The organism is Butyricimonas sp. DFI.6.44, from assembly GCF_022132345.1.
Lineage (GTDB): Bacteria > Bacteroidota > Bacteroidia > Bacteroidales > Marinifilaceae > Butyricimonas > Butyricimonas muris.
The window spans coordinates 91,350-116,736 of record NZ_JAKNJD010000006.1; the positions used below are offsets into that span (position 1 = coordinate 91,350).

22 protein-coding genes are annotated in these 25,387 nt (G+C 44.2%); 14 read left to right on the forward strand and 8 right to left on the reverse strand.

Annotated elements, in window-relative coordinates:
- The 9 genes from L0M98_RS09670 to L0M98_RS09710 all read left to right on the forward strand — a co-directional run bounded on the left by L0M98_RS09670 (window position 1) and on the right by L0M98_RS09710 (window position 10,940).
- Entirely contained in the window at window positions 1-681 is a 681-nt protein-coding gene (locus L0M98_RS09670; RefSeq protein WP_227215774.1) for a PdaC/SigV domain-containing protein, read from the forward strand.
- A gap of 108 nt (window positions 682-789) precedes the next feature.
- A complete protein-coding gene (locus L0M98_RS09675; RefSeq protein ID WP_237961687.1) occupies window positions 790-1,326 on the forward strand; it encodes an RNA polymerase sigma factor in 537 nt (178 codons plus the stop codon).
- 94 nt (window positions 1,327-1,420) lie between these two features.
- Window positions 1,421-2,584: a FecR family protein gene (locus L0M98_RS09680; protein WP_227215772.1), complete on the forward strand. Its 1,164-nt coding sequence runs from the start codon at window positions 1,421-1,423 to the stop codon at window positions 2,582-2,584.
- Window positions 2,585-2,687: 103 nt separating this feature from the next.
- Window positions 2,688-6,221, forward strand: coding sequence for a TonB-dependent receptor (locus L0M98_RS09685; protein ID WP_227215771.1), 3,534 nt, complete (start codon window positions 2,688-2,690; stop codon window positions 6,219-6,221).
- Window positions 6,222-6,223: 2 nt separating this feature from the next.
- Window positions 6,224-7,765: a RagB/SusD family nutrient uptake outer membrane protein gene (locus L0M98_RS09690; protein WP_227215770.1), complete on the forward strand. Its 1,542-nt coding sequence runs from the start codon at window positions 6,224-6,226 to the stop codon at window positions 7,763-7,765.
- 12 nt (window positions 7,766-7,777) lie between these two features.
- Window positions 7,778-8,395, forward strand: coding sequence for a fasciclin domain-containing protein (locus L0M98_RS09695; RefSeq protein ID WP_227215769.1), 618 nt, complete (start codon window positions 7,778-7,780; stop codon window positions 8,393-8,395).
- A gap of 9 nt (window positions 8,396-8,404) precedes the next feature.
- Window positions 8,405-8,830, forward strand: coding sequence for a hypothetical protein (locus L0M98_RS09700; protein ID WP_227215768.1), 426 nt, complete (start codon window positions 8,405-8,407; stop codon window positions 8,828-8,830).
- A 60-nt stretch (window positions 8,831-8,890) separates the two neighbouring features.
- Entirely contained in the window at window positions 8,891-10,180 is a 1,290-nt protein-coding gene (locus L0M98_RS09705) for a thioredoxin family protein (RefSeq protein WP_227215767.1), read from the forward strand.
- Between the two features lie 70 nt (window positions 10,181-10,250).
- Window positions 10,251-10,940, forward strand: a complete 690-nt coding sequence (locus tag L0M98_RS09710; protein ID WP_227215766.1) for a DUF4163 domain-containing protein — start codon at window positions 10,251-10,253, stop codon at window positions 10,938-10,940.
- A 133-nt stretch (window positions 10,941-11,073) separates the two neighbouring features.
- Here L0M98_RS09710 and L0M98_RS09715 read toward each other — a convergent pair whose 3' ends face one another.
- Entirely contained in the window at window positions 11,074-12,921 is a 1,848-nt protein-coding gene (locus tag L0M98_RS09715; protein ID WP_227215765.1) for a vWA domain-containing protein, read from the reverse strand.
- 115 nt (window positions 12,922-13,036) lie between these two features.
- On the opposite strand from L0M98_RS09715, the gene L0M98_RS09720 reads away from it, so the two are divergent.
- Both L0M98_RS09720 and L0M98_RS09725 read left to right on the forward strand, forming a co-directional pair.
- On the forward strand, window positions 13,037-13,615 hold the full coding sequence (locus tag L0M98_RS09720) for an RNA polymerase sigma factor (RefSeq protein ID WP_227215821.1): 579 nt from the start codon (window positions 13,037-13,039) through the stop codon (window positions 13,613-13,615).
- Window positions 13,602-14,738, forward strand: coding sequence for a carboxypeptidase-like regulatory domain-containing protein (locus L0M98_RS09725; RefSeq protein WP_227215764.1), 1,137 nt, complete (start codon window positions 13,602-13,604; stop codon window positions 14,736-14,738). The genes L0M98_RS09720 and L0M98_RS09725 overlap by 14 nt, the downstream gene beginning before the upstream one ends.
- A gap of 9 nt (window positions 14,739-14,747) precedes the next feature.
- Here the strand turns inward: L0M98_RS09725 and L0M98_RS09730 are convergent, their stop codons facing one another.
- A complete protein-coding gene (locus L0M98_RS09730) occupies window positions 14,748-15,698 on the reverse strand; it encodes a DUF4435 domain-containing protein (RefSeq protein WP_186974602.1) in 951 nt (316 codons plus the stop codon).
- A 103-nt stretch (window positions 15,699-15,801) separates the two neighbouring features.
- Complete coding sequence (locus L0M98_RS09735; protein WP_099290996.1) at window positions 15,802-16,638, reverse strand: AAA family ATPase; 837 nt, start codon at window positions 16,636-16,638, stop codon at window positions 15,802-15,804.
- A gap of 109 nt (window positions 16,639-16,747) precedes the next feature.
- On the opposite strand from L0M98_RS09735, the gene L0M98_RS09740 reads away from it, so the two are divergent.
- Window positions 16,748-17,116, forward strand: a complete 369-nt coding sequence (locus tag L0M98_RS09740) for a DMT family protein (protein WP_227215763.1) — start codon at window positions 16,748-16,750, stop codon at window positions 17,114-17,116.
- Here the strand turns inward: L0M98_RS09740 and L0M98_RS09745 are convergent.
- Window positions 17,095-17,901 (reverse strand): ABC transporter ATP-binding protein, encoded by an 807-nt coding sequence (locus L0M98_RS09745; RefSeq protein WP_227215762.1) that lies wholly within the window; start codon window positions 17,899-17,901, stop codon window positions 17,095-17,097. The genes L0M98_RS09740 and L0M98_RS09745 overlap by 22 nt on opposite strands.
- Window position 17,902: 1 nt before the next feature.
- A complete protein-coding gene (locus tag L0M98_RS09750) occupies window positions 17,903-18,919 on the reverse strand; it encodes a FecCD family ABC transporter permease (protein ID WP_227215761.1) in 1,017 nt (338 codons plus the stop codon).
- Between the two features lie 170 nt (window positions 18,920-19,089).
- Here L0M98_RS09750 and L0M98_RS09755 point away from each other — a divergent pair, with 170 nt between their 5' ends.
- Together L0M98_RS09755 and L0M98_RS09760 are read left to right on the forward strand one after the other, a co-directional pair.
- Window positions 19,090-20,904 (forward strand): TrkH family potassium uptake protein, encoded by a 1,815-nt coding sequence (locus tag L0M98_RS09755; protein WP_227215760.1) that lies wholly within the window; start codon window positions 19,090-19,092, stop codon window positions 20,902-20,904.
- Between the two features lie 170 nt (window positions 20,905-21,074).
- Entirely contained in the window at window positions 21,075-21,743 is a 669-nt protein-coding gene (locus L0M98_RS09760; RefSeq protein WP_227215759.1) for a potassium channel family protein, read from the forward strand.
- On the opposite strand, the gene L0M98_RS09765 is transcribed toward L0M98_RS09760, so the two are convergent.
- From L0M98_RS09765 to L0M98_RS09775, 3 genes are read right to left on the reverse strand one after another with little or no spacing between them, the layout of a single operon-like run.
- Window positions 21,744-22,541, reverse strand: a complete 798-nt coding sequence (locus tag L0M98_RS09765; protein WP_227215758.1) for an ABC transporter substrate-binding protein — start codon at window positions 22,539-22,541, stop codon at window positions 21,744-21,746. It lies immediately after the preceding gene.
- Between the two features lie 45 nt (window positions 22,542-22,586).
- Window positions 22,587-23,213 (reverse strand): anaerobic ribonucleoside-triphosphate reductase activating protein, encoded by a 627-nt coding sequence (locus L0M98_RS09770; protein ID WP_227215757.1) that lies wholly within the window; start codon window positions 23,211-23,213, stop codon window positions 22,587-22,589.
- The gene (locus tag L0M98_RS09775) at window positions 23,204-25,345 is read right to left on the reverse strand and encodes a ribonucleoside triphosphate reductase (protein WP_227215756.1); all 2,142 of its coding nucleotides are present in this window, start codon (window positions 25,343-25,345) and stop codon (window positions 23,204-23,206) included. Before L0M98_RS09775 ends, L0M98_RS09770 begins: the two co-directional genes overlap by 10 nt.
- Window positions 25,346-25,387 lie beyond the last annotated feature (42 nt).

Sequence of the window (25,387 nt, forward strand, 5' to 3'; positions counted from 1 at the left end):
ATGAGGAGATGTATTTTTATTGCCGCATTGCTGGCTTTGTTTTTTGTCGGGTGTCAGAAACCGACGATTAATATAGAGGAGAATATGTTGTCTTACACGAACAATGAATGGGATGTATCCGTGAATCGTCCGGTATTTTCAGCTCAGAATGCGGCTTTGGAGAAAGGATGCAAGGAGGTGAATGAGCGGGTGACGAAATTAATTGACAGTCTGCAAAATGATTTGAAAGAACAAATGAAAGAATACCTGCAAGAAGCACAGGAGATGAAGATCAATCCCATGATACCGTTTACGCTGGATATTCAGGATAGTGTTTTTATGGCAGACGACCGTTATATCAGCTTGCGTTTGGTTGTGTACACGTTGACGGGAGGTGCGAACGGGTTGACGGAGTATTATGCTTTTAATTACAGTATGAAACAAGGGAAATTCCTTGAACCGGAAGATATATTGAATTACAACAAGAGTGCCGAGATTGACAAACAGATTAAGACGAATTTCAAGAACCCGGACAATTGTTTCACGGATGTACCGACATTGTCAAACGTGACGACCGTAAATTTTTCAACGAATGATATTTGTTTTACCTATGATCCTTTGGTATTAGGTGCTCATTATTGTGGAGCGGCTCAGGTATCCGTTCCCCGCATGATTTTGAAGGGTGATTTATTGTTAAAATAGTAGTGGAGATTTGTAGGGAAGATAAGGGCGTTCCGAAAGGGGCGCCTTTTTTGTGTTGATATTTTTGAAAAAAGTCATAACTTGCACTCGAATTATACGGTGTGCCAGATGTTATTGTATCAGTTTAACCACGGTGACGAGAGAGCTTTTAAAAAGTTGTTTGACAACTTTTTTAATCCGTCGTGTGCTTTCGTGAAACGGTATATTCAAGAGCATGAAGCGGTGGAAGATGTGGTGCAGGAAACTTTTATCCATATTTGGGAAAAGCGCGGTATCTACACGGATATGGTTTATTTTAAGGCTTATTTATTCAAGGCACTTCGTAACAATGCCTTGTATTATTTACGGCAACACCGGGAATGTGAAGATGTAAATCCGGCTATAGAAGACGATTCGGATAGTGTATTAAACGCTATTATCGAGGAAGAAGTACACCGGGAAATTATTCGTGCGATTGATAAATTACCTCCCGAAAGACGACGAATCGTGGTAATGAGTATGAATGGTTGTTCGCAGGAGGAGATCGCCGAGAAGATGCATATATCCGTGAATACAATCAAGACCCAGAAAAGAAAAGCCTATGCTTTTTTGCGGGAGGAATTGAAGAATTTGTTCGTGTTTTTTCTTGTTCTTATGAATTTGTAGAGAGATTTTTGAAATAAATTCAAAAAAAACGCATTCCCGGTCACCCCTAAATCGTGTTTCTGCATATTATATATGAATAGTCAGGAAAACATTTATGGAAAAATATAGGGAATCGATAGAATTAGCAGAACAAATCACGAAATACCTGAAGGGAAAACTTTCACCGGAGGAGGAGGTCGAGTTGAAAAAACGGCTACATGCTCATCCGGAGGGAGAGCAACTTCTGGCTCGGGTTCGGGACGAACGATCTATTGCCGCTAAAAAAGAGATGTACGCATCGTTTAGTGCGGATAAGAGTTGGGAAAGGATTCGGAAAGTTACAGGCAAGAAGTCTTCGGGGATGATGTACCGGATGTTCTGGTGGGCGGCTGTTTTTGCCTTGCCTCTTGCTGTAGCCGCCTCGATTCTTCTGGTAAATAAAAGCAAACAGGAAGATCGTCCTCAATATATCGTGGATGCTTATTTTGAATCCAACAAAACGATGTTGGAACTACCCGGGGGAAAATGTATAGCTTTGGATACAGTAAAAAACGTGACGAAAGAATTGAATGATTTTGGTGTCACGCTGGCCGAAGGGCAGGGATTGGATTATTCCGGTTTGGATTCCGTTATGGATGCGAAGGTGGAATATCACAAGGTCGTGGTACCTCGGGGTGGTGAATATAATCTGAAACTTGCCGACGGCACAAATGTCTGGATGTTTGCCGAATCGGAAATTCGTTTCCCGACCCGTTTTGAAGGAAATAAACGGGAAGTGTATTTGTCGGGAGAGGCTTATTTCGAGGTACATCATGATCCCGTTCATCCTTTCTACGTGAAAACGAAGTCGCTTGACGTGAAGGTACTGGGAACAAGTTTTAACGTGAAAGCCTATAATAATATGGAGGTTGTGGAAACCTCGTTGGTTGAGGGGGTGGTAAGTGTGAAGGATAACGTGTTGCGTCCGAATATGCAAGCTGTCTTTCACAAGAACACGGGAGATTTTTCTTACCGGAAAATAAACGGGGAGAGTTATCGTTTGCGTAAAGAACGGGTGTTTGTGTTTGACGAGGAGCGGTTGGATGATATCTTGCAGGAGATGGCACGCTGGTATGATTTCGAGATTTTTTACCAGAACCCGGAGATGGCAGATAAACGGTTCGGTTTTAAATTGGAAAAATACGAGCATGTGGATACACTCTTGGATATATTGGAATTGACCGGGGAAGTGAGATTCACGATGAAGGGAAAGACGTTGACCGTGATGAGTGGAACTTAATGTTAAGCTGAATATAAATAAAAACGGGTAGCGGAAATTTTGTGGTGATTATTTCCTGCCACCCATTTGGTTAAATTCAAAATCAATTTAATTCTTCAAAGTTATGAAAAAAAATCTTTGGACGTGGCTCCTGCACGATAAAAAAAGGAGAATAAATACAATTTGTATGAAAGTCTGCCTCTGTTTGGCGTTTGTTTTGGGCGGCGGGATGCTTGGTAACGCCTTTGCCCAGACGGAGAGATTGACTTTGAAAAGGGAGAATGCTTCGATGTTGGACATCATTTTTGCCGTGGAGAAACAGAGCAAGATGACGTTCGTGTACAGCATGGATGCGGTGAATAAAATCGGGAAAATCACGATTGACGTCAAAGACGTGTTGATTGATAGCGTGATGAATGTCTGTTTAAGGAGAACCGATTACACTTATTCATTGGAGAAGAACGTGGTCGTGATCAAGAAAAAGGCGGAAGCAGAGAAGAAAGCAGCCTTGGACGAGAAGAAAAAAGTGATTACCGGAGTCGTGAAAGACAAGAGGAACGAGGTGCTGCCCGGGGTTTCTGTTTACGTGAAGGGGACGACGATTGGGGTGGTGACCGATGTAAATGGAACTTACAAATTTGAAGTTCCCGGTTCGGTGGATAGATTATTGTTCTCGTTCGTGGGTATGAAGACGAAAGAGGTGGAGTTGAAGGGGCAAACGACCGTGAACGTGGTGTTGGAGGACGAAGTTTCCGGTTTGGACGAGGTAACCGTGGTGGCTTATGGAGAGCGGAAAAAGAGAGAGTTGATCGGTGCGGTGTCTTCCGTGAAAGCGAAAGATTTGGAAGAGGTGCCTTCCGCGAGTCTGGAAAATTTGTTGCAGGGGCATATGGCGGGAGTCGAGGTGACTAATATTTCTGGTTCTCCCGGTGGTGGCGGTACCCGTATCAATATCCGGGGCTATAATTCGTTGTTATCAGAATCCCAGACGGACGGGACTCCTTTGTATGTCATTGACGGTGTACCCGTGCATTCTTTTACTTCTCCCGTGACGGGGACGAACACCTTGGCGGAGATAGATCCTTCGACAATCGAGTCCGTTGAAGTCTTGAAAGATGCCGCTTCTGCCGCATTGTACGGCTCAAGGGCGAGTAACGGTGTAATCTTAATCACCACGAAGCAGGGGAAAACGGGACGAGGAAAATTTTCGGCTAACGTGTCATACTCCTATTCCATTTTGCCCGAAACCCCGGTGCAGACGGGGGGACACTTGGAGCGTATGGCTAATATCTATAAGTTTAGAAGTGTACGTGCGGCTTACGGGAGTTGGCAGACAGGTATTTATAAAATGCCAGAATCTTACCGGGAGGCATATCACCAGAATGGTGCGTATGATTTCTTTTGGAATAACGGATATGTTTTAAATGATGCGCAGAAGGATATGGTAAGACCTTTGCAGGACAGTTTGAATCCTTTTTATAATAATTCGACGAATTGGTGGAAATATTGTTTCGATGCGGGGAAGATTTTGAACGCGAATCTTCAGGCTTCCGGTGGGACGGAAACGATAAAATACATGATCGGGGCAGGCTGGTATAACGAGAGAGGGATTATGCTGGGGAGCGAGTTTAAAAGGGCTAATATTTTGACGAATATTAATGTCGTTCCTCGTACAAACTTGAATGTGGATGCACGTTTGTATCTTGCTTATACGGATCGGAGCCGGGGGGCGGCGAATACTTCTTTCTCGAGCGCGAGTAAGTACGAACGGTTGACTGTTGACCCGAAATCGAATCTTTCTATTTTGCCGGGTTCCGGGGATATTGAAAAGGAAACGTTGAAACAGATAAACGAGTCGTCCGAGAAAAACATCACTTACCGGATTCGGGCAAGTCTGGCTGTGGCGTATGAGTTTATTAAAGGGCTAAAGTTGTCTTCCAGTTTGGCGATGGACTTCTCCGAGGGGAAACGAAATTCTTTTACACCCAGTTATTTGGATCCGACAGATAAATTAAGTGTGTCAACGGGAAGTATCAGTAGCGGAACAATGTTTTCTAACGAGAATTTGCTTGTTTATAATAAGACGATTCGGAATAATCATAATATGGAGATCCTTTTAGGATTGTCTTATTTGAGAGAGGCAAAAGACCAGTTTAGTGCTTCGGGTAAAGGTTCCCCGAGTGATAAGATTCACTATGTTTTAGACGGATTCCCGACGACTTACGAAAAATACGGGAGTATCCAAGCTTTGCAGGCATACCGGTCTAATTTTGAAGAAAAAATCATGCTGAGTTATTTCGGACGTTTGGCTTATAATTATAAAAAGAAATATCTGTTTGAGTACACGCTAAGGAGGGACGGTTCGTCCGTGTTCGGCGAAAACGTGCGTTGGGCTACTTTCCCGTCGGTTGCCGTTGGTTGGGCATTTTCGGAAGAACCGTTTTTCAAAAAATGGTGGTTGAGTTACGCGAAGATTCGTGCATCTTGGGGTACTTCAGGACAACAGTTCAAGGATGCTTATTTGGCACATGGGACGCTTGAGTTCGCGAATCACTTCTTGGGAAATTCCGGGGTATTGCCCTCTCAAATTATTAATACTAATCTGACTTGGGAGGAATCGGATCAATACGATATAGGTTTGGATATAGATCTTTTTGATTATCGTTTGAAATTCAAATTGGATTATTATTACAAGTATTCCAAATCATTGTTGTTCAACGTTTCTTTGCCGGGGAATTATTATTTTCATAAAACGGCATGGCAGAATGCGATGGAGATTTCTAACGAGGGAATCGAGATGGAGTTGAACTATGATATTCTGCGTGACACGGAGGTTAAATGGCGTGGAAAGTTTAATATTTCAAGAAACTGGAATCGTTTCGAGAAGTCGTACACGGATATGGATATGGTGAACGGAACCGGACAGTTGGTACTCGGGCGACCTATTTACGGGCTTTATCTTTATAAAGATTTGGGTATGATTGAGTCAGAAAAAGATATTCCGGCTTATTATGACCAACAAGGGAACAAAAATCTGTTGTACTCGATGAACAAAAGTTACCCGTATGCCGCGGGAACCAGAATGATACAAGATATGAATCAAGATGGAGTCATTAATGGCGACGATAGGTATTATGCTGGATCTACTCTACCGCAAGCTTACGGGGGATGGGCTAACGAGATCATGTGGAAAGGTTTTGATTTGAATGTTTTGTTCACGTACACGTTAGGGAGAAAGATTATTAATTTGTACAAAATTACTTCTTTGCAGTACGATTTTAGACCGAGTACGGTTTTTGTGGATTATGCAAATACGACATTTTGGGAGAAACCGGGAGATAAGGCTGATTATCCGATCATAACTTCCAGTAGCCGCGGTTACACGGGACAATTTGACGGAGCCGTTTCTTCCAACATAGAACGGGTGAATTATTTGCGGTTGAAACAATTGACGTTGGGGTATAATTTCCCGAAAGAGTGGATGCGGAAAATTAATATTGACGGTTGCCGTTTGTTTTTCACGGCAGAGAATTTATTCCTGTTGACAAATTATTCCGGTGTGGACCCGGAAGTCGTAGACCCCTATACCGGGTACGATAACTTCATGTATTACCCGTTAGCCCGGAAATTGACATTAGGATTAACTGTAAAATTTTAGCCATGAGGAAAATTATATATATACTGCTTTTCCCCTTGTTGTGGGGGTGTGATAACGTGCTGGACGTGGAGCCGGAGAATGCCATCACGTTCACGAACTTCTTTAAGACAGAGGAAGATTTTAACGCGATAGTGTTTCAACTACAAGCTTTTTCCCGTTATAAAGCATTTGAGAATGAAATAATGCCTCTTCGCGGATTTATAGCTGATCTGGTAGGTAGTTCAACTTATCAAGATCATCGGATGTTGAATCAGACATCATTAGTAAGTCCTTATTCCAGTTATAATAATTGGGCAAATCATTATGATTTAATTTACGTGGCGAACGTGATATTGGATAATTTGCATCGGGCTGAAGGGGTTTCAAAAGATAAACTGGACTTTTATGCCGGGCAAGCATATTTCGTGAAAGGTTTTGTTTATTTCGATCTTGCCAGAAAGTGGGGAGAGGCCGTAATCACGAAGAATAGCACGAGTATGGAAGTGTATAACAAGAGTTCGATGTCGGACGTGTTGGATGAGGCGATAAAGAATGCTTCGGAAGGATACAAACTATTGCCGAAATACGAGGATATGCCTCTTTTGGGAGCAAATACGTGGGTGTCGAAACAATACGGGTGCAAAGGAAGTTGTGCGGCGTTGTTGGCGCATTTGTATGCGTGGAAAGGAAGTATGATTGAGATGCACGGGTTGGACGGAGATGCGAAAGATTGTTACGGAAAGGCTGTTGAATGGTGTTCGCTTTTGATAGATAAGAAAGCGGGTTACTACGAGTTGGAGCGTACGATTGGTGAGGTATGCACGAAAGCGATGAAAGGGATGGGAGCCAGCCAAGAAAATATTCTGGAGTTCGAGTTGGATCGTTTTCAGGATTATCCGATGGCTTATTTCCCCGGACGCCAATATATTACTTGGCCGGTGAAGGGAACGGAAACTCCTGCTTCCGTGGTGACGAAGACTTTTGCTATCAAAGCTGAAACAGTGAAAAATCTTTATGAAGAGACGGATGACCGCCGGGATGAGTATTTTTATAAATTGGATTCTATGTCACATGACACGATGTATAAGGTAAACCAAGGATTCGCTTACATCTACAAATGGAGGGATGCCGTTTATCAAGATGTGTCGTGGAGTCCGACTCCTCAATTGGCATATATTGATGCGAATTATTGTTACTGGCGTCTGGCGGATATTTATTTGTTGAGAGCCGAATGTTACGCTAAACTGGATGATGATCTGGCTATAGATGATTTGAATACTATTCGCGGGCGAGCCCATGCGACTCTTTATCCCCGCCCGGGTGAGAATGATATCCGGTTGGCTATCTTCAAGGAGCGGGAGCGGGAATTGTTGCTTGAGGGACACCGTTATTTCGATATTATGCGGAATGGTTTGGAATACGTTCATGCGTGTATGGAAGGCAATTTCAAGACGTTGACCCAGCAAGATGTGAAGGATGGGGCTTTGTTCCTGCCGATAGGCGGTGATGCGTTTACCTATAATGATTTGATACGCCAGAATATTTATTGGTCAAAATTCGAGTAAATAAAAATGAAGATGATGAAAAATATAGGATTGATTTTGATTTTGTTTTCGCTTTTTTCTTGTGAAACAAAATACAATTATATTGACACGGGATTGGCAAACGGTCGTTTTGACGGGACGATGTACGATTATTTACATTCCAGTTCTTACGATTGGGACAGTACTCTGCTTTTAGTGGAACGTGCCGGGTTGCGGGATTTGTTTCAGGGGAAACAGGCGGGATACGAGAAAATGACTTTTTTCGGACCGACGAATTTATCTATCCTTCGTTGGATGATAGAACAGGGATATGACGCTATTCAAGATATTCCGGTAGAAGTATGTCGGGATATACTGTTGAAACACGTGGTTGCGGGTGTTCACAAGCGGGATGATATTCCCCGGGGAGAACAGATTCTCGGGCAGACACAAGGCGAGGGTGGCGAAGTGTTCACGAATGCTTTTGGAACGAAGTTCTGGATATATTCGTTTCGGGATACTTATCATGATATCCCGGACGTGGGACCCGTTTACCTGAAAATAATTTCTTTCGATTCGAGGGCTATGATTGATGTGGCTTCAACCGATATCGAAACGGATAACGGGTTCGTTCATTCTTTGGATTACTCTTACACCTTGGGACAATTATAAAAACAGAATATGATGATGAAACAAGTATATTTATTTCTTGTACTGGTCATGACCTGTTGGGGATGCCAGGATATGAAAATCGGGTATTTGAAGGCGGATAATGCTGGTTATTTGCCGAATGAATTGGAAGTGAAAAAAACGTTAGACCCGGTAGAAGATGCTGTTAGAATTGCTAACGAGGCTCCTTGGGTGACGCCGAAAATTCAAGGAGTGCTGGGAACGGCTCCTTTGCAGTATGAGTTCGTGAGCGTGAAGGCTTCGGACGGGGGAGATGCTGAATTATTTAAACAGGAAATCATTGTTCGCGGAGGGGGTGTGATGGAATTACCTTTGTACACGAAACTCCCCGCGGGACGCTATGTGGTTACGTTGAGGGTTTTGAATGACGGTTATTCATCTGCATTGCCGGATGTATATACGTTTATTGTAAAATAGATTATTTATTCGGGTAAACCCGGCACATCCTTGCCGGGTTTACTTCTAAACAGAAAAGAAATGAAAACGATTTTAGTTATATTATTGGTATTGCTCGGGGGAGTCCGGGCATTCGGACAAGGCATTGTTTTTTTTGAGGGGGATTTTAATGCTGCCTTGGAAAAAGCGAAACAAGAGGGAAAAATGCTTTTTGTGGATTTCTACGCGGACTGGTGCGGACCTTGTAAACGCATGGCCAAAGATGTGTTTACTTTGCCCGCCGTGGGGGAGTATTTTAATGAGCGATTTATTTCTGTTCAGATAGATACCGAGGCTCCTGCAAACAGACCTGTCGTCAAACAATATAAGGTAAAGTCTTTGCCGACATTGGCTTTTTTTAGCGCTGAAGGAAAACTTTTATCTCAGTCCGTGGGGGCATTGGCAGGGGATGCTTTTCTGAAATTGGCAAAGGTTGCCACTGGGGACGAAATGAGTTTCGAGGAGACTTATGCGAAACTTAAATCTTCAAAAAATGATTTGCAGTTGATGCAGCAGGTGTTGGCGGGGGCTCCGGCTTACGTGGGTACGTTGGAAGATATGGAGCGTGCCAAATGGATCGCCCGAATCGAGAAACTCTTCAAAGAGTATATCGATTTGAAGATGGGACCGGAACTAATCAATGCGGAGGATTATCGGATTATTAATACCTTTCACCAAGCGGAAAAACCGGGGGATAAACTGATGGAGTTTATGAATAAAAATATGGAAGCGTATCTGGCGTTGGGTGAAGGGCCCGCTTATTACGTGATGGAGTATAATAATAAAATGATAGAGAATCTGGCACGTGCCGGGAAAGAAGAGTATAAGAAATATCTGGAACGTATTGACGGGGATATGAAATTGACTTATAGCGTGGTGCCTCAAAAAACGATGTCTGCCCGCCAACGGTTTACTTATCTGTATGATGCCGAGTACCAGATATTTTATAAAAAGGACGGCGAAGCGTACATGAAATCGATGGATGCTTATTTAAAAGAATTGGGAGATGAGGCTCGGGCGACGGATTATGGTATGGCTGCACAAAAAGTGTATGTCGCCACGGGAGGAAAAGTGCCTGAAGATGTTATTTTGAAAACTAAAGAATGGACGATCAAGGCGTTGCAATACACGGACGTGTCGTTATTGGATAAGATTAATTTCTTGGCGATGTTAGGAGATACGAATAAAGTGTTGAAGGAATATGAGGAGTCGAAAAAGTGTTATAATCAGGCTTTTATGGAGTCAATGCAGATTGCCCAAGAGATGACAAAAGCGATGATACAGATGAAAATTAAACAGAAATTGGCAGAGCTGGATTTGTTAAAAAAATAATTGTGAGGAGTGAATAATCACTCGTTTAAATTCATACTTTTGTGGTACACACAAAAAAACAAAACACACTATGAAAAGTACACTAATTATGGCAATTGGATTGGCTCTCGTGTTCGTGGGATGCCAGCCTAGAGTTCAGAATCTGAACGTGAAACAGGAGCACTCGGAAGTAACTTCGGAAGATTGTGACATCCGGATCGACCGTTCGGTCTTCTCTGCCGCAGACGAGGCTATCAACAAGAGTTGCATGGTTTTGAACGGCAAGATCGAAAAGTTAGTAAATGACTTGAAAGATAGCTTGCGGGCGGATGCTACGGAATTATTCCAAACATTTGCGGACAAACCGGATGAACGTCCGAACTGGAAGTACGAGTTGATAGTTGACGATAGCGTGTTTATGGCTACCGACCAATTTATCAGCGTACGTTTAAGAGTTTATTCCTTCACGGGAGGAGCGCATGGAATGACGACTTATTATTCATTCAATTATGACGTGAAAAATCAAAAGTTCCTAACGAACAAGGAAATCTTGAATTATGCCAATGCCGCACAGATAAACACGCTGTTGAAGGCTAATTTTAAGAATCCGGACGGTTGCTTTACGATGGAACCTACATTAGATTTGGCGGGGGCAATCAATTTTAATGCAACGTCAGTTTATTTTTTGTACGGACAATACGTACTCGGGGCTTATGCTTGTGGTTCTGCTGAAGTTGTTGTTCCGCGGGCAGCTTTGAAAGGGGATATTTTGATAAAATAATCACTCGTTTTTAGTACTTGGAAGGTCTACAAAATCCGTTCGGATTTTGTAGACTTTTTTTAATTTTGAGCAGGATGGCTGTAAGATTGTTATGCTTTCCGCGTACGAGTTTATGAAATAGATGTGCGCCTTACTACTTCAGTAAGGCGGCACTTTCGACCAGACGGATAAACTCTTTCCGGTAGCCTTCCGGATCGTATTGGGTGGCTTCACGGGCAAGATGGATGACGTCATCGTAAGTCAAATCATTTTTATACTTGGAGTCTTGCAACAGCATTCCGAAGCCTGCCACGGCTGCCGAGAATCGGAAGTTCTCGGAAACGTTATTCAATGAAGTATTTTTATCAATGACGGCAACTTCCATTTTGGAACTTTTGTCTGAATCCGGTTGTTTGTACCGGAGTTTCAGTGTCAGTAACTCCGGGCTATCCGTCAGTGATTTTTTCTCTTTCTTTTCGGTTTTCTGGTATTTCAACGGATCGATATCTCCCAACAAATTACTCTTGACTCCGACCGGGATAACTTCATACAAGGCGGTCACGCTATGCCCGGCTCCCATTTCTCCGGCATCCTTCGTGTCGTCGTTAAAGTCCTTGTCTTCCAATAAACGACTTTCGTACCCGATTAAACGGTATGCCTGTACTTTCGCGGGATTGAATTCGACTTGGATTTTCACGTCTTTGGCAACGGTGAATAATGTTCCCCCGAACTCACTCACCAGAACTTTTTTTGCTTCAGTCAGGTTGTCTATGTACGCGTGATTGCCGTTTCCTTTTTCAGCTAGCGTTTGTACCCGGTTGTCCTTGTAATTACCCATACCGAATCCTAATACGGTAAGGTAGATACCCGAAGAACGTTTGGTTTCGATCAGTTTCTCCAGTTCTTGGGGAGAGGATAATCCGATGTTGAAATCGCCGTCCGTGGCAAGAATAATCCGATTGTTCCCGTTCTTGATAAAGCTGGCTTCGGCAACCCGGTAAGCTCTTTGTACCCCGTCGCCTCCGGCAGTTCCGCCGCTGGCATACAGACTTTCGATAACAGATATGATCTTTTGTTTATCTTCACAGGACGTGGAAGGCAGCAACTCTTTCGTGTGGTTTGCATAGGTTACGATGGCTACCCGATCTTGCGGGCGAAGTTTTTGCACGAGCATTTTTAACGACGACTTCAACAAAGGTAATTTATTCTGGTCGCTCATGGAACCGGAAACATCAATCAGGAACACGAGGTTGGAGGCAGGTAGATTTTCCATGGCAATTTCTTTTGCCTTGATTCCGATATGTACCAAGCGATGTTGCGGATTCCACGGGGCCGCGGATACTTCAGTCGTGATGCTCACCGGATCATTACCCCGGGGAGCGGGATAATCATACGTGAAGTAATTCAGCAATTCTTCCGTGCGAATGGCATCAGCGGGAGGTATTTGCCCGTTGTTGATAAAACGCCGCATGTTCGAGTAGGAAGCCACATCCACGTCAATGGAGAACGTGGAAAGCGGGGCATCCAGTGCTTTACGGAATTGATTTTGTGAAAAACTGTTGTATTCTTCCGTGTTAGAGTAATAATCTGCTCGTCGTTGTAAGCTGTTACCCTTGACTGTAACGCAACTCCCGACAAAGGCCTCTTTCTTGACCGTGTGATACCCGCTTACGACAACTTCTTCCAGTTGATTTTGATCTCCATGTAATTTCACGAGTAATTTTGTCTTTTCCACTTTTACTAGGCGGGTTTGAAGTCCGATAAACGAGAAAACAAGAGTATCCCCAATTTGCGCTTGAATAGAAAATTCTCCGGATACATTAGATACCGTCCCGATAGAAGTGTTTTTAATAATGATGGTGACACCGGGAAGCGGTTGATCATCTTTGTCTGTAATTACTTTTCCCGTGACCAAAGATTTTTGGGCAGAAGCCAATAGGCTCAAGCTAACTAGCAAACTCACTATAAATGTGATCTTTTGGAATAAATGGTAAGTTCTCATAAGCGATATAATATTAGAGTTATTTTTTCAAGAAGATGATTTGGCAGAAGAAATTCCATAAATTTGAGAAAGAAATTTTATAAATTCGTATATTTGTAAAAATCAATACTTGGATGTGAATCAGGTTCAGGAACATAGAACGGATGAGGAACTTTTGCGGAAGTATTGTGCAAAAGGAGAGTTGGTGTATCTGGTAGAGGTCTACAAAAGATATATGCCGCTTGTGTATGGTGTGGCATTGAAATATTTAAAACGACCGGAAGATGCACAGGATGCCGTTATGCAGTTGTTCGAGGAATTGATAGTGAAAGTAAAAGGGAGCGATATCAAAACATTCAAACCATGGCTTTATACCTGCGTACGAAACTATTGTCTGATGGAACTTCGGAAGCGGACAAGAAATTTATCGGTTTCTTTAGACGATTCTTTTATGGAATTTTGCGATGATTTTCATCTTACAATAGCAGGAGAGAATGAAGAACGGGAAAAAGCATTGCAGGATTGTATTGAGGCTCTCCCCGAGAAGCAGCGTATCAGCGTGAATTATTTTTTCCTGCAGGAACTTTCTTACAAGGAAGTGGAAGAGCGAACAGGGTTTTCCCTGAAAAATGTAAAAAGTTTTATTCAGAACGGGAAACGAAATTTGAAATTGTGTTTGGAACGTAAAGGAATAACATCGTATGAAACGGAATGATGACATAAAAGATTACCTGCGGGGCAACCGGAAAGGGGAGTCCGCCAATCGGCTGGAGCGGGAAGCTTTGTCTGACCCGTTTCTGTACGAGGCATTGGAAGGACTGACCTCTACCCCGGGGGACCCGATTGATGGTCTGATTCGTTTGGAGCGTCATTTGGAGGAGCGTGTCCGGGGGAGTAAGAAGAAAAGCCGGAGCTGGTTGTATATTGCTGCCTCGTTTTTGGTTTTGGCGATGTGTGGTACTTTGTGGCTTGTCGAAAGGGAAGATACATCGAAAGTTCTGGAAAAGGAAATGGCTATGGTTGCCCCGCGAGAAATGAGGCGTGAGGCTATTGAGGTTTTTTCTGCGGATAGTAGTCATGGTGTAGAGGATTCTGCTCACGTGAGCATGTTGCGGAAGGTACAATCGGAACAAGCGGAGGTTGCGATGGAGGTGATGAAAAAAGAACGTGGGGTATCGATGAATACGGTGGAGGGTATCGTGACCGATGAAAAAGGAGAGGTGTTACCGGGTGTAACGATTCTTGTTTCCGGAACAAGTGTCGGGACAGTGACTGATGAACAAGGAACTTTCCGGTTGGAACTTCCGGAGGGGAAAACGTATTTGACCTTTAATTTTATCGGGATGAAAATGCAAGGCGTTGTTGTAAAAGCCGGGACTCAGATACAAGTGAAGATGGAAGTAGACCAGCAGAAATTGGATGAGGTCGTCGTTACAGGTTATAATACAGTAAAGAAAACAAGTATGGTGGGAGCTGTCGCGACTGTCAGTGGGAATGAATTAAAAAAAGATACGATAGTTTCCGCGGATGATATTGTACGTTTTAATCGTTACATGGCGGATGCTCTGAAATACCCGGAAAAAGACGTGAAAAATGGAAATGAAGGTATTATTCTGGTTTCTTTTGAACTGAATAAAAAGAAAGTACCTAGCCGTATCCGTATTAAAGACGGTTTCTCCAAAGAAAGTAATAAAGAATTGATTCGCTTGTTGGCGGAAAGTCCGAAATGGGAATCCTCGCTTTCCGGTAAGAGAATATATGTTTCGGTTCGCTTCACGATTGGGAAAGCCGGAGCGAAGCATACGGCTGTCCTTGCAACAGAAAAACCTTGGAAATAAAATCCGATGTCAGAACAGCGTGTGAATATCTTCCTCTATTTTCAAGATAGCGGGATAAGCCCCGAACTGGATATTTTTCTTCAGTTGGTCATCAATACTATTCCGGTAACCGAATAAATTAACTCGCGGATGTGTTCCCGCGGAGGCGTCTTTCGCTTGTCGTAAAACTTTTTTGCACACTTCCCGGTTGAGCATATAGACCATATCGTACACGTTATGCCCCCGGATAAAAAGATAGGTCGTATCGGGCGTCAATCCTATTTCTTTATATTTATCTTCCAGAATAGAAAGGTCTGCTTTAGGATAGGCTCTACGTAATTGTGCCAGTTTGCGATCGACCTTGTTTTTTAGGATATTCAACTCTTTGCGTCCGTTCTGTCGGATGTCGGGGCGGCGTTGCCACTCGAATGATGCCAGTTCGTTGAATTCCGCTATCGAGAAGCGTTTAGGATCGGCAACAAGGAAATAAAGATGCCAAAGGAATAGTTTGTACACGATATTCGAGTATTCTTTCAAGAATTGCCTGAAATCAAAAAGATGATTGGGCAACGTGGTGATCCGGCGGCATAAGTCATTTAGTCCCTCTTCGTAACAGTGATGATTCTCGAAAGAATAAGTGTAGGTTTGAAAAATGTAATGGTTGATATCTATATTCCGTTCCTGCAATAAATAACGATAGTCACTGTCAATGCAGATAAAGAATTTAGGATTCAAGTATTTGATGTATTTCAAACATTGTGTCACGCCTTTGGTTTCGTGTCCTTTCTCGTTCCGGGAGCCGGCGATAAAGTGAAACCGGTCATTAGGACGAAAATGTTTGAAAATGGTACTCCAGAATACAATATCATCCTTGTCTTCCACGTGTATGGCGGCACGACACCGTAACAACTGTGCGTCCATCATAAAGCGTTTGGCAGCGTGGTAGTAATATTTTTCTTTTGATATAGGAGGGCGAAACATAACAATTGAAAATTAATTAATTTACGATTTATGAATTACGATTTACGATTGATAGGCAGGCTCAATCTAAAATCTGAAATCATAAATCTAAAATTAGTCATAGTCACTGAATTAATAAGTCTTCGATAAACACGAGTTTGTCACCCCAACCGTCGCCGAAAAGACTCGGGGAGTGCGTGGACGTGATGATCTGGCAATGTGGGTTTAGTTTTTGAATCTCTTCAAAAAGACGGTATTGCCACTCGATGTGCAATGAAATTTCCGGCTCGTCCATCAAAAGGATATAAGGTTGTCCGTCCATGAGAAAAACCCGGAGCAGGATGATTAACAATTGCTTCTCTCCCGAGGAGAGTTTGTACAGGTGAATAAGCTCGTTGCCGTCACGGAAAACAAGCTGGTTAGTCATCGGGTCAATTTCTATCGTTTTTCCGGTACCGGCAAACAGATGATTCACCGTGTCATAGAAATCGCGAATCCGGCGGTTGATTTTCTCTGCCTGCTCGGGAAAGTTCGTGGCACGAAGACGATAATCGGAAAAAGAGTTGTTGTTCTCTCCCACGCTGTACACGATCTCTTTTAACTCGCTCAACAGGGGACTGTCTTCCTTACCCATTTTTCGTCTATCGCGGATAGGCACATCGAATGTACTTATTTTCAGATAATTTACCCCGGCTAGTTTTTGTCTTATGGAAGACACGGAACTATCTTTTCGGAAATTGATCTCGTTACCGTCGATCATGATTTCCGCCTCGATATTGTATAATTTCAACCGTTTGACATCGGCAGATAGCAAGGCGTCGATAATATTAAAAAACGTGGTCTTACCGCTACCGTTGATACCCGTGAGTATATTCACGTCCGGATTCAAGTTTTCCCACCGGAAATTATATTTTCCCCATATATTGCGGATCTCTATTTTTTGAATTTTATTTGCTTTCATGATTCTGGTACTTGATAAAAGTTTGTCCCAATCGTTATCAACAAAGATAATAAATTTTATACTTTCGCGTCGATTTAAGAGATCATTTCATGGATTAATATTTGATACTATGCAAGGACTTTATGCGATATTATTATTGATTGTCTCGAATATTTTTATGACATTTGCTTGGTATGGACACTTGAAGTTGCAGGAAATGAAGTGGATAGATAACTGGCCGCTTTTCGGTGTTATCCTCTTTTCATGGTGTATTGCTCTTTTCGAATATTGTGCGCAGGTACCGGCCAATCGTCTGGGATTCATCGGGAACGGGGGACCTTTCTCGTTAATGCAGTTGAAGGTCGTTCAAGAAGTGATCACTTTGACCATCTTTATTATTTTTTCCATGGTCTTCTTCAAGGGGGTGACGTTCCAATGGAATCATCTGGCGGCTTGCGTCTGTCTTGTACTTGCTGTTTATTTTGTATTTATGAAGTGATGTTTATCCGACACGGGGAACACGCAGGGTTTACCCGAAAGAGGATTACTTTGAGTAATAACCAGTGTGTCGTAGACGCTTTCGATATTGTCGTAAGTCAATACTTCTTCCGGGGTGCCGCTCGAGTGAATACTTCCTTCTTTGAGCATAATCAGTCGGTCGCTGAATTCGCTGGCGAGGTTCAGGTCGTGAATGATAAGCAACACGGTAAGGTTTTGTTCCCGGTTCAAGCGTTGCACGAGATTCAGTATTCGCATCTGGTGGGATATGTCCAAATGGGAAGTGGGTTCGTCAAGCAGGAGAATCTCCGTTTGTTGGGTGAGAGCCCGGGCAATGGCTGCCAGTTGTTGTTCGCCACCGCTAAGTTGGTTCATGAGTTTTGCACGTTTTTCCCATATACCTGTTAATCGCATATTCTTTTCGGCAATGGCGTAGTCCTCCTTGTTCTCGAAAAGTTGTAGCGGGGCGTGGTAGGGGAGGCGTCCCATGAGAACGTAGTCTTCGATAGAGATAAAATCCGCTTCCACGGTCTGGTTGACAATGGCAAGTTGTTTTGCCCTTGCTTTATGCGTCATGCGGAATGCGTCCGTGCCGTTTATCCGGATAGAGCCTTGTTGCACGGGTAGCATGCCGGTGATGGCTCGGAATAAAGTTGTTTTGCCCGCCCCGTTGGGACCGATAATGGAAGTCAATTTACCCCGTTCCACGGTGAACGAGATATCCCGTATCGTGAATTTATGGTTGTAGCCACATTGAAGGTTTTCTATTTCTATCGCGTTATCCATATCAGTCTATCGTTTTTTTCGTTTTGGTGTTACTCATCACGAGGATGAAAATGACACCCCCGATAATTCCGGTGATTACCCCAATCGGTAATTCGTTGGGCGAAATAATCGTTCGGGCGAAAATGTCGGATAAAATCAAGAAGATACCTCCCCCGATAAAAGAACTCGGGAGCAAAATCCGAAAATCGGAACCGATGATAAAACGCATGAGTTGAGGGATAATCAATCCCACGAACCCGATAACCCCGACAATAGAAACACATATTCCGGTAAGCAGGGAACTGAGCAAAAAAAGAACCTTGATAGCCCAGTTGGCATTAATACCTAATTGTATGGCTCTTTCCGACCCCAAACGCATGGCGTTCAACGCCGGGGTGTATAGAAAAGCAAGGCATAGCACGACGAGACTGGTCACGGAAATCAGTGCAATAAGTGTCGGGTCGGTTTCATTCAGAGAACCCATGATCCAAAACACGATACCGTGCAAGTTCTCGCTTTTGGTGACGGACATGATCAGCAACATGAGCGAGGAAGAGATAAAACTAATCATCACCCCTGTCAGCAGGAGGCTGTGTACGCGGACATTACCTCGTCGGACTCCGAGTGTGTAAACCAGAATGACCGTGACAAGAGCCCCGGCAAACCCGGCGAGGGGAAGCATAAAACTCCCGTGCAGGGTATGTAGTGACAGGACGATGGCAGCCGTGACTCCCACCGATGCACCCCCCGATATCCCCAAGGTATAAGGCTCAACGAGCGGGTTGCGGAAGATTCCTTGCAGGATGACTCCGGACAGGCTTAAAGCACCGCCGACGATAAATCCGAGAATGATGCGGGGAACTCTTAATTGACGCAGGATGTTCAGGCGAACATCCTCCGGGTCCCCGTTCCAGAGTTGAAATATATCTTGAATGGAAAAACGAATCTCCCCGAAGCAAAGCCCTGCCACAATACTTCCCGCGAGGAGAAGCAGTAAAAAAGCCAGAAATAGAATCCATTTATAATATTTTCCTTGCATGGGGAAATTCAATAGTGATTTTCAGTGCAAAGATGCGAAATATTGGTTAAACTTGAAAGAGCTTTACAAGTTAGTAGCGGGGACTTTTGACATGCTCCGGGCAAATGAGTTTTTTGCGTTTTTTGTAACCTCGTGCAGGGGGCTGTCGTTAAAAACTAGAAAAAGATGTTATGCTTTCAGTGGAGTTTCAATATAGAGCGAGGAAAATATACAAGTCTGTCAAAAAAATGGTGGAACTGGTAAGCAATGTATTGTTATTCCTTGCTTCATTTCTGGCTGTTATTTTAGTCATTTATCGGTTCGGTTTCAGGATGCCCGATACTTATTCCCACGAAATATATTACGTGTTTCGGGAAATCATGCGTCTTTTTCTAGCTCTTGGATTGTTGCGGTTCGTGTTTAATTTTAGATTGTTACGAGCGGAAAAAGGTTTTTGGGTAGAAGTGCTGGTGCTGTTCTTCTTGTTCGCCTTAACCTTGTTATCCAAACATTTCGATACACCGGGGTTTGAAACGGAACGCCCCGTGTTATTCAAGATAGAGCGTATATTGACTTACGGGGTGGTATTGCTGCTCAGTATTATTCAGCTCTCTAAACAGATATTTGTCGTTATACGAAGCCGGGTGAAGCCGGAAGTTCTTTTTGCCGGGAGTTTCCTGTTTATTATATTGCTGGGAGCGGTATTGTTGAGGTTGCCTAACGCAACCTACGGGGGAATAAGTTTCACGGATGCGCTTTTCACTTCGACGAGTGCCGTGTGCGTGACGGGATTGACGGTGGTCGATACCGGGGGAACGTTCACGTTAATGGGGCAGGTCGTTTTGTTGTTTCTGATTCAAGTCGGTGGTATAGGGGTAATGACCTTCACGAGTTTTTTCGCCATGTCGTTTTTGAGCGGGACCTCTTTTCACGATCAATTGATGATGAAGAACTTGCTGAACGAGGCTTCCCTGAGCGATATATTCAGGACTGTCGTGTACATTGTTTTGACAACGTTTATTATAGAAGGAATAGGTGTCTATCTGGTATATTTGCAGATACAGGATGTTGCGGGAGTCGGGAATAAAATCTTTTTTTCCCTGTTCCATGGGATCTCTGCCTTCTGTAACGCGGGGTTCTCCACTTTACCGGGAAATCTCTACGATCCCTTGATTCGCCACCTGTACGGGTTGCAGATTATTCTGGCGTTTCTGATTATCTTCGGGGGTATCGGGTTCCCGATTTTGTTTAATTACGGGCGTCTTCTGCACTATGGAATCCGGAATCAGATAAAATGTATGTTGGGACTGAATTACAAGGTGGTTCATGAACCCCGTATCGTGAGTACGACAACTCGTATCGTGTTGCCGACAACCTTGGTGTTGTTGGTCGTGGGAACGGGATTATTCTGGATATTTGAGAATCACAATGCCTTGGAGGGAATGTCCCTGACGGGTAAATTTGCGACCTCGTTCATGGGAGCGGTGACGCCCCGTACGGCGGGTTTCAATAACGTGAATATATCCATTTTGCACCCGACGACAATCTTTCTGACTATCGTGTTGATGTGGATTGGTGCGGCTCCTATGTCCACGGGCGGTGGTATAAAAGTAACTACATTCGTGATCGCGTTGAAGAATATTTGGGCGAATCTCACGGGAAACGATCGGGTAGTGGTAGCGCATCGTCAACTGACTCGGGAGAACGTGAATCGGGCACATTCCGTGATAGTGCTTTCCATCCTTTGGATTATTCTGGGTACATTCGCCATTATCATCTTGGAACCGACAGCCACGATAACCCAAGCCGTGTTCGAGATCGTTTCCGCCTTGGGTACGGTAGGATTGACCATGGATCTGACTCCGCATCTGAGTGTTGCGGGCAAACTGATCGTCAGCCTCACGATGTTCGTCGGTCGTGTCGGCTTGCTCACCCTTCTGGCTTGCTTTATCCGCAGGCAGGAAGTGAAGCTGTATACTTACCCGGACGACACGGTAATACTTTAATAATTGAAAATTGAAAGTTGAAAATTGAAAATGATTAGAGTAGGACGTGAATAATAATTTGGACAGATAATATAAATGGAAAAGGTAATGATATATAATAACGAATTGAATCTCGGAAATGGAAAATATGTTTTTCATTTTCAATTTTCAATTTTCAATTTTCAATTATTATGAAGTGTATTGTATTTGGACTGGGAAATTTCGGGCTTGCTCTGTCACAACGGTTGACAAAGCGGGGGAATGAAGTATTGGGCGTCGATTCGGATATTAGTAAGATCAATTTGTACAAGGAATCGATCACGAACACGGTAGCGTTGGACGTGAAGAATGCCCAAGCGTTGCAGACCTTGCCGTTGCTGGACGTGGATGTCGTGTTCGTGGTATTCGGTAAGGATTTTGGAACCTCGTTATTCGTGATAGCGCTGTTGAAGCAGTTTGGGGTGAAGCGTATCGTAGCCCGTTCCATCTCTCCCGTGCACAAGGTGATTTTAACGTCTATGGGAATCACGGAAATCGTAAACCCCGAGTGGGAATATGCCGATTTCTTTGCCACGAAAGTGGAGTTGGGTACGACAATTGATTCTTACGTGGTGGACGACGACCATTTAATTATCGAGTGGGAAGTACATTCCACTTTCGTGGGACGAAAGTTAGAGGATGCCAATTTCGAGGAAGAGTTCGGGTTAAAGCTGGTAGCGTTAAAGCGTTACGATGCCAAGGCCGATAAAACGCTGGTCATGGACAATCCTCCTGCCGACCTTGTGTTCACGACAAAAGACGTGTTCGTGCTTTTCGGTCAGCCGAAGAATTTCCGTAAGCTCGGGATACAAATTGCCTGATCAATACAGTAGTTTGATCAACTCTTCTACCGTCTCCACGAAAGTGATGGGCGTGGGGCTGCAAATGTAATCGTCAAGCGGGAATAGCTTGTCATTTTTCACGGCATTGAGGCTATTGATCTCTTTCCATTTGGAAATCTCGTTTTCGCCCACGATGCCCATGCCGACGATGAAAATGATATCCGGGTTTTGGAGAAGAACAAATTCTTTGGATATCATGGCATTGTCGAGGTCTTTGGCGATATTTATCCCACCGGTTTGTTGGATATAGTCGTGCATGAACGATCCGGGTAGGGCGGTATACAACGGGTCGCATCCGATCTCCATGAATACCTTGGGATGTCTGTCGGAAGGAATGTTTTTCTTGGCTTCTTCCAATCGTGTTTTGCACTCTTGCACGGTGCTTTCCGCTTTTGTCTTTTTATTTGATAATTCTCCCAGAATAATGAATTGCTCGCATATCTCCTCGAAGTTTTTGGGTTGTTCCAGTCGTAGCGTCTTTATACCCATGCGTTCGAGTCCTTCCAGAACTTTAGGCGGAGTAAGTCCTCCGGTGAGAACGATATCGGGACGGAGAGCCACGATCTTCTCCATGTTCACGTTCACTGCGTCAGCCACTACGGGAATAGAATCTGCCGGTTCCGTGATGCAAAAACGGGTACATCCCACGATGTCCTCGTTTGCTCCTAAAAGATACAGGTTTTGCGTGATGGAGGCGGCGAGCGATACGATACGTTTTTGTGAGTATCCGGTGATTGCCGTGATAAGTAATATGGATAATAAAATGAACTTCTGCATAATCTTGATATATAAAATGGGTGTGTAAAAGTAATATTATTTCGTTTATTCGTGTATATATTTATCCAGAATATCCCCGTCCCGGAACTCCTGCATGACATAGTGTGTACCTGAGAATTTTTCCTGTAAGTTTTGGATGTCCTCGGGGCTTTGCACTTGCGGGATAACCGTCGTCCGGAACTGGTATTCCAGTCCGGAGGTTTTGATAATCCGGATAGATTCTTGTATCTTTTCCAGCAACGAGGCTGTCATTGTGTAATTTACCTTTCGGTAGCAGGGGAGCGAGAGGGAGGATTTGATATCCATTGCCACGGCATCTATCCATCGTCCTGCAATCAGTTGTTGTAAAATCTCCGGATTCGACCCGTTCGTGTCGAGTTTCACGGGTAACCCGAGAGCTTTTATTTTTTGGATAAACGGGAGCAGGTCTTCGTGCAATGTCGGTTCACCCCCGGATATCACCACCCCATCAAGCCACCCTAATCGTTTATCGAGAAAACCGAATATCTCCTCTTCCTTTAAGTCTTGTGTCTGCCGGAGTAATTCCGGCAGTACAAGAGATGGATTGTGGCAGTAACCGCAGCGAAAATTGCAACCTTTCGTGAATATCACCGCGGATACTTTGCCTTCCCAGTCGATTAGGCTTTGTTTGACAAATCCTCCTATTCGCATAGTACTCTTTCTTTTTCCCGGACGCTCTTGTCAAACAGTTTCCGGTCGTCGAACTCGGCTCGTTTCCCGTTGTTCCATTGGCTCACGGGACGCATGTACCCTACTATCCGGCTGTACACTTCCGAGGAAGCCCCGCAACGCGGACATTTGAAATGTTCTCCCGCGATGTACCCGTGCGAGGGGCATATGCTGAACGAGGGCGAGAGCGTGATATAAGGTAGGCGGAAATTTGCCGTTACCTTACGAATCATGTTTTTAGCCGCTTGTGCGGACGTGCGGTGTTCTCCGGTAAACACGTGGAAAACAGTTCCACCCGTGTACAGCGTTTGTAATTTGTCCTGTTGGTCGAGTGCCTCGTACAGGTCGTCCGTGAAGTTCACGGGCAGATGCGTGGAGTTCGTGTAATAAGGATCGGCACCCTGTTTGAATTGTTCTTGGTTGGCAACGATAATATCGGGATATTCGGTCGTGTCGAGCAAAGCGAATCGGTAAGAGGTACTTTCCGCCGGAGTGGCTTCAAGGTTATAGATATTACCGGTTTCATCTTGGAATTGTGCCAGTATATCTCGCATAAAGTGCATCACTTTTTGTGCGAATCCCATCCCGTCCGGGTGTGAAATAGGAACCCCGAGGAAGTTCATGCAACACTCGTTCATGCCGTTGATACCGATCGTCGAGAAATGGTTTTTCCAGAAACACCCGTAACGCTCTTTCACGTAACGCAGGTAATATTTGGAATAAGGATACAGCCCTTTTTCCGTGTAGCGTTCAATAATTTTGCGCTTGATTTCCAGACTTTCCTTGCTGATTTCCATCAAGTGTTGCAGGCGTTGGAAGAAATTCTCTTCCGATGCGGCTTCATATCCCAAGCGGGGCAGGTTGATCGTGACCACACCTACCGATCCGGTCAACGGGTTCGCTGCAAACAAACCGCCGCCCCGTTTCATGAGTTCCCGTTTATCCAGACGAAGGCGACAACACATACTGCGCACGTCATCCGGCTTCATGTCCGAATTTACGAAATTGGAGAAATAAGGAATACCGTATTTTGCTGTCATTTCCCAGATGCCCTCGTACTCCGGGTTATTCCAGTCAAAGTCCGGGGTAATATTGTACGTCGGGATGGGGAACGAGAACAGGCTGCCGGAAGCATCCCCTTCGCTCATCACTTCGGCGAACGCTTTGTTAAGCATCGTCATTTCGGCTTGGAAATCCCCGTACACCTCTTCTTTGATTTCACCCCCGTGCACGATATGTTCGTTTTTCAAGAAATCGGGTACGGCGAGATCCATCGTGATATTGGTAAACGGTGTCTGGAATCCTACACGGGTGGGTACGTTCAAGTTGAACAGGAATTCCTGCAAGCATTGTTTCACCTGCTTGTAGTTCAACTTGTCATAGCGTATGTAGGGGGCGAGGAACGTGTCGAAGTTAGAAAAAGCCTGTGCCCCAGCGGCCTCGCCTTGCATGGTATAGAAGAAATTCACGATTTGTCCGAGAGCCGTGCGAAGGTGCTTTGCCGGGCTGCTTTGCGCTTTCCCCTCCACTCCCCGGAATCCGACGGTAAGTAAATCCTTCAAGTCCCATCCCACGCAATAGACGCTTAGGAATCCCAAGTCGTGGATATGCAACGCCCCGCTTTTGTGCGCTTCCGATACCCGTTCCGGGTAGAGTTGGCTCAGCCAGTAATTGGATGTGATTTGCGTGGATATATGCTGATTCAGTCCTTGCAGCGAGTACGAGGAATTGGCACTCTCTTTTACCCTCCAATCGCTCAATGACAGGTAATTATCCATTACCTCTATATTTGTCAGTAAGGTCTTCGAGTTTCGGATTTGCTCGTGTTGCTTGCGGTAAAGCAAGTACGTTTTCATCAGTTGCAGGTCGCCGTGCTGGAACAGTACTAGCTCCACGGTGTCCTGTACCTGTTCCACGTGCGGGAGTTCCTTTTCCGGTGTGCTTGCGGCAAGAATTTGCACGACTTTGTCACACAGGGCACGTGCCGTTTTACGATCGGGCTGTCCGATGGCTCTCGTTGCCTTAAAAATAGCTTGTTCAATCTTTTCCGGTTTGAAATCGCAAATTTCCCCGTTGCGTTTCACGATTCTTGAGAACGTGGTTGATGTTTCCATGATTAAAATTTTAATAATTAAAAAAATACTTCGGGGGAAACA

Coding starts and splice junctions, on each gene's coding strand:
- L0M98_RS09670 (WP_227215774.1), top strand. CDS start 1: ATGAGGAGATGTATTTTTATTGCCGCATTGCTGGCTTTGTTTTTTGTC.
- L0M98_RS09675 (WP_237961687.1), top strand. CDS start 790: ATGTTATTGTATCAGTTTAACCACGGTGACGAGAGAGCTTTTAAAAAG.
- L0M98_RS09680 (WP_227215772.1), top strand. CDS start 1,421: ATGGAAAAATATAGGGAATCGATAGAATTAGCAGAACAAATCACGAAA.
- L0M98_RS09685 (WP_227215771.1), top strand. CDS start 2,688: ATGAAAAAAAATCTTTGGACGTGGCTCCTGCACGATAAAAAAAGGAGA.
- L0M98_RS09690 (WP_227215770.1), top strand. CDS start 6,224: ATGAGGAAAATTATATATATACTGCTTTTCCCCTTGTTGTGGGGGTGT.
- L0M98_RS09695 (WP_227215769.1), top strand. CDS start 7,778: ATGATGAAAAATATAGGATTGATTTTGATTTTGTTTTCGCTTTTTTCT.
- L0M98_RS09700 (WP_227215768.1), top strand. CDS start 8,405: ATGATGATGAAACAAGTATATTTATTTCTTGTACTGGTCATGACCTGT.
- L0M98_RS09705 (WP_227215767.1), top strand. CDS start 8,891: ATGAAAACGATTTTAGTTATATTATTGGTATTGCTCGGGGGAGTCCGG.
- L0M98_RS09710 (WP_227215766.1), top strand. CDS start 10,251: ATGAAAAGTACACTAATTATGGCAATTGGATTGGCTCTCGTGTTCGTG.
- L0M98_RS09715 (WP_227215765.1), bottom strand. CDS start 12,921: ATGAGAACTTACCATTTATTCCAAAAGATCACATTTATAGTGAGTTTG.
- L0M98_RS09725 (WP_227215764.1), top strand. CDS start 13,602: ATGAAACGGAATGATGACATAAAAGATTACCTGCGGGGCAACCGGAAA.
- L0M98_RS09730 (WP_186974602.1), bottom strand. CDS start 15,698: ATGTTTCGCCCTCCTATATCAAAAGAAAAATATTACTACCACGCTGCC.
- L0M98_RS09735 (WP_099290996.1), bottom strand. CDS start 16,638: ATGAAAGCAAATAAAATTCAAAAAATAGAGATCCGCAATATATGGGGA.
- L0M98_RS09740 (WP_227215763.1), top strand. CDS start 16,748: ATGCAAGGACTTTATGCGATATTATTATTGATTGTCTCGAATATTTTT.
- L0M98_RS09745 (WP_227215762.1), bottom strand. CDS start 17,901: ATGGATAACGCGATAGAAATAGAAAACCTTCAATGTGGCTACAACCAT.
- L0M98_RS09750 (WP_227215761.1), bottom strand. CDS start 18,919: ATGCAAGGAAAATATTATAAATGGATTCTATTTCTGGCTTTTTTACTG.
- L0M98_RS09755 (WP_227215760.1), top strand. CDS start 19,090: ATGCTTTCAGTGGAGTTTCAATATAGAGCGAGGAAAATATACAAGTCT.
- L0M98_RS09760 (WP_227215759.1), top strand. CDS start 21,075: ATGAAGTGTATTGTATTTGGACTGGGAAATTTCGGGCTTGCTCTGTCA.
- L0M98_RS09765 (WP_227215758.1), bottom strand. CDS start 22,541: ATGCAGAAGTTCATTTTATTATCCATATTACTTATCACGGCAATCACC.
- L0M98_RS09770 (WP_227215757.1), bottom strand. CDS start 23,213: ATGCGAATAGGAGGATTTGTCAAACAAAGCCTAATCGACTGGGAAGGC.
- L0M98_RS09775 (WP_227215756.1), bottom strand. CDS start 25,345: ATGGAAACATCAACCACGTTCTCAAGAATCGTGAAACGCAACGGGGAA.